Origin of the sequence: uncultured Veillonella sp. (genome assembly GCF_900545205.1) — a bacterium.
Lineage (GTDB): Bacteria > Bacillota > Negativicutes > Veillonellales > Veillonellaceae > Veillonella.
Genome location: NZ_UQYC01000107.1, coordinates 1 through 4,183, shown reverse-complemented (window position 1 = coordinate 4,183; position 4,183 = coordinate 1). Strand labels below are relative to the sequence as shown.

Sequence of the window (4,183 nt, the reverse complement as noted above, 5' to 3'; positions counted from 1 at the left end):
CCAAGCGGTAAATAACTTGGTACAGATACGTCATAGGACACCTTATGAGATGCATCAATTACACCACTTGGTAAGCCCTTGGATTTACTGGTAAGTATAGGCCATACGGAATTCGTATGTGTACGCAATGGCAACCCAATCGTTTCATAAGGAGGCCATTCAGGCTCATCATTTGGTTTAACCTTTTTCGCATCGTTTTCTTCAACATGTTGCTTATCATTGCGATCACCACGTAACCTAGTATCATCAGCGGCTACGTTATTCAAAGGGCCTACAGAATCTACAATTTTGCTTACATAGTTTTGGGTTCTTGAGGAAGCAAAGTAGAGCATATATACTTTATTATCTTTTTCCCAGTAAGCAATCTGAATAGCGTCTTTACTAGAACCTAACGTATGTACAGAGATTCCATTAGGGGTAGTAAAGCTAACTGCATCCTTAGCATTGTAATTTGTCTTTTCTAATATAGGCTTTACTACGGTATCGATAGCCCAACCCATGCGATATACAATATCTGTATTAGAGAAGGTTAATTTCGGACCATATTCTCCATCATGGCCTGATTCTGTATAAACGATTTCTAATACATCATGGTCCTTGACCGTTACATCGCGTACTGCATAGTCTTTAGGCATATAAGACGGAACTTGTATAGGATATCCAAATTCCTGCGCAGCACTCTCTATGTTAGGTTTGACTAAATCATTATCACCAACTTGATCATACCAACGATAGCGATCAGCGAGTTTTTCATTATCATCAATAAGCTTTTTATTATCTACATCTCGTTCAACAGGAACAGTATTACCATTTTTATCTATTAACGGATATGTAGCACTAACTGGCTGTACGCCAAAGGTGCTTACTGCCGTAGCCATAGCGGCACATAAAACAGCAGATGTTATTATTTTCTTCATATTCTCTCCTCTTTGAGCGGTTACACATGTTACCGCTTTATTCCAAATAAATTGCTACGTGAGCTATCTATATTTTCATAGGCTCCACATGCTCCTTATAGGATTCAGCATCAACTGATTTCACAGATTCTAAGAACAATAAGGAGTATGCCATACCGTCCTTCGTCCACGTAATGCTGCGAATTAGTTGTGCTGCTGGATCACCGGTGTAAAAGACTTCACCAGTTTCACCTTGTTCAGACCATTCAAAATTCTTATACTCACCGGGAACATACGGTACATCTTTTACATCTTCCACTGAATAGCCCATTCTATAAACGAAAATACTACCAGAGTTTTTCTTCCCAACTCGATATGTTTGGGAATTTTTTATAAAATATACCACCTCTAATACATCATTTTTGTCTTGACGTACTGTATAAATTTCATAGCCATAAGGGATATAACTAGGGGCCTTAACCTCATATGGAAGCTTCTTCGCTGCCTCTAATAACTTTCCGTTAAAAGTATGCGCCTTTTTTGTATTCTCTATAGGCCAATCATGAAAGTGCCACTGTAAACCATCCATTCTAGGCTCGACATTTTTAAAATTATGTCCTAGCTTAAGCGTTTTAGTGGATACAGAATTATCTGTAGATATAGCAGTGTCTACAGTATCTGCTGTTACACTTCCTACAGATAGTAAACCAACAGCTATAGCAGCAAAAATTGACTTACATATTGTTTTTCTCATACTCTCTCCTATTATAAAAATTTATAATATACTTCACACATATAATGATATATTTTCTTATTTATATCAGAATCAAGCCACCGATTCTGTTGCCCTAGCTACTTCACAAAACTTTTATCTTTCCTTTTGTGAAAGTATAGTCATCAACTAATACTATCTCTAGGGCTTACGAGTTTGATATATAAAAAACATCCTACTGAGCGCTATATCTTAAAAGAACTCAATAGGATGTTGTATCATTATTTAGTTAATGGAGGCATAATAATATCTTGTTCAAGTTGTCTTCGTCGTTTTGCAGTATAGTCCACCACTTTAATTTGAACTACGCCCACAGAGTTTACCATAGCTTCCCTAAAAGCAAATTCACGATTTGTTTGATGGTCCATCAAAACTTGTAATCCATGAGTCTTTTCATCAATGCTCTCTAAATAAGTCGCCAATCCTCGTCCCATGACACTGGAATAAACTGAACTATATTTACAAGGAATATCTCCACCTGAAACAAGAACCTCATCACTGCCATCAATTTCGATAAATACATGCGGATTTGCTTTAATCAAGTCAAACTTCTTACCCTCATGATGCCCATGTACATAGATATAAAGCACCTCATCTATAAATTCGTATCCAAAATGTAGGGGTACTACGTAAGGGTAATCACCATCCATCATGCCTAGGTGAATGATACGAGTACTATTTAAAATGCCCTTAATTTCATCTATATCTGTAACCTTACGATCTTGTCGTCTCATATAGCCTCCACGATTGTATATAAAAGATAATCTACATATCATTATAGCAAATCCTGAAAAGCTTTTTAGACATAGTATGGTTTTAAAATATGAATAATTTCTCTTTTATTCGTATATTAATAATACTGTTTCTATTGTTTTGTCTACTGTATAAATACATTTGACTTTTTACAATAGATACTGTATGATAAGAAAATAGTTTTATAGATTCTATAGATTATAAAGGCTATGGTCATCCATGGCTTTTTATATTTGTAGATGGTTTGTAGAAAAGAGGTCTTTACTATGTCTGATACGCATCAGTTAAAACGGGGCCTTAAGAACCGGCACGTACAGTTGCTCGCCATTGGCGGTGCCATCGGTACAGGCTTATTCTTAGGCTCCGGCCGCGCCATTCACTTGGCAGGTCCATCCATCATTTTTGCTTACCTAATTACAGGTATTATATGCTTCTTTATCATGAGAGCATTAGGCGAATTATTATTGTCTAACTTGAACCACCACTCATTTATCGATTTCGTAGAAGAGTATTTAGGTGATCGAGCAGCCTTTATCACAGGATGGACATACTGGTTCTGTTGGCTTTCTCTAGCCATGGCCGATTTAACAGCCGTAGGCCTCTATATGCAGTTCTGGATACCATGGCTGCCTCAATGGATACCGGCCCTTGTCGTCTTAGTGGCCTTGCTATTGATGAACCTAACAGCTGTAAAATACTTCGGTGAAATGGAGTTCTGGTTTGCCTTAATTAAGGTAATCGCCATTATCTCCCTTATCATCATCGGTATCATCATGATTGTTACAGGCTTTACTACAGATGCGGGTGTTGCCGCCTTTAGTAATATGTGGAATTATGGAGGCTGGTTCCCGAACGGAACGATGGGCTTTATCTTATCATTCCAAATGGTTGTTTTCGCTTTCACAGGTATCGAACTCGTAGGTTTGACAGCTGGTGAAACAGAAGATCCTGAAAAGGTTATCCCTATGGCGATTAACAACATCCCATTACGCATTATTTTGTTCTATGTGGGCTCTTTGGCTATCATCATGAGTATTTATCCTTGGACAGCCGTTAACCCATCTGCTAGTCCATTTGTGGCCGTATTTACCGCAGTTGGTATTGCAGCCGCTGCAGGCATCGTAAACTTCGTAGTTCTTACATCTGCTGCATCTGCTACAAACTCTGGTATCTTTAGTACAGGCCGTATGATTTATGCCCTTGCTAAACGCGGTCATGCGCCAAGCTCTATGCGTCGCTTAACACACAGTAGCGTACCATACCAAGCAACAATCTTCTCTGCTGCTGTACTATTGATTACGGTTGTACTCAACTATGTAATGCCAGAAGCAGTATTCGTTATGATTACTTCTATCTCTACATTCTGCTTCATCTTTATTTGGGCCATGATGGTTATTTGTCACCTCAAATACCGCAAGAAAAATCCTGAATTAGCGGCACAATCTAAATTTAAAATGCCTCTATTCCCTGTGATGAACTACATCATCCTTGCATTCTTTATCTTCATTCTAGGTATTCTCGCCTTAAACGAAGATACTCGAATTGCCCTCTTATTTACACCGATTTGGTTCGTTATCCTCTGGGCCTTCTACTCCATGCTTAATACAGACGATGAAGATGCTCTCAGCGAAGAACTTATCGAAATGGCTGGTGTAAAAGAAATTTACAAAAAACCTAAAAAAGATGATTCTGACGATTACATCATCTAATCAGAACCACCCGTAAAACGGGTGGTTTGCTCACGGGCTATAAGCCCGTAGTA

General features: G+C 38.3%; 4 protein-coding genes. 1 reads left to right on the top strand and 3 read right to left on the bottom strand.

Annotated elements, in window-relative coordinates:
* The 3 genes from QZR70_RS08550 to QZR70_RS08540 form a co-directional block, all read right to left on the bottom strand.
* A partial coding sequence (locus tag QZR70_RS08550; RefSeq protein WP_295794512.1) for a hypothetical protein occupies positions 1-917 on the bottom strand: 917 nt, incomplete at its 3' end.
* Positions 918-984: 67 nt separating this feature from the next.
* Positions 985-1,650: a hypothetical protein gene (locus QZR70_RS08545; protein WP_295794510.1), complete on the bottom strand. Its 666-nt coding sequence runs from the start codon at positions 1,648-1,650 to the stop codon at positions 985-987.
* Between the two features lie 239 nt (positions 1,651-1,889).
* Positions 1,890-2,402: a pyridoxamine 5'-phosphate oxidase family protein gene (locus QZR70_RS08540; RefSeq protein WP_295794508.1), complete on the bottom strand. Its 513-nt coding sequence runs from the start codon at positions 2,400-2,402 to the stop codon at positions 1,890-1,892.
* A 285-nt stretch (positions 2,403-2,687) separates the two neighbouring features.
* Here QZR70_RS08540 and QZR70_RS08535 point away from each other — a divergent pair, with 285 nt between their 5' ends.
* Positions 2,688-4,130 (top strand): amino acid permease, encoded by a 1,443-nt coding sequence (locus QZR70_RS08535; protein WP_287499292.1) that lies wholly within the window; start codon positions 2,688-2,690, stop codon positions 4,128-4,130.
* The last annotated feature ends 53 nt before the right edge of the window (positions 4,131-4,183 follow it).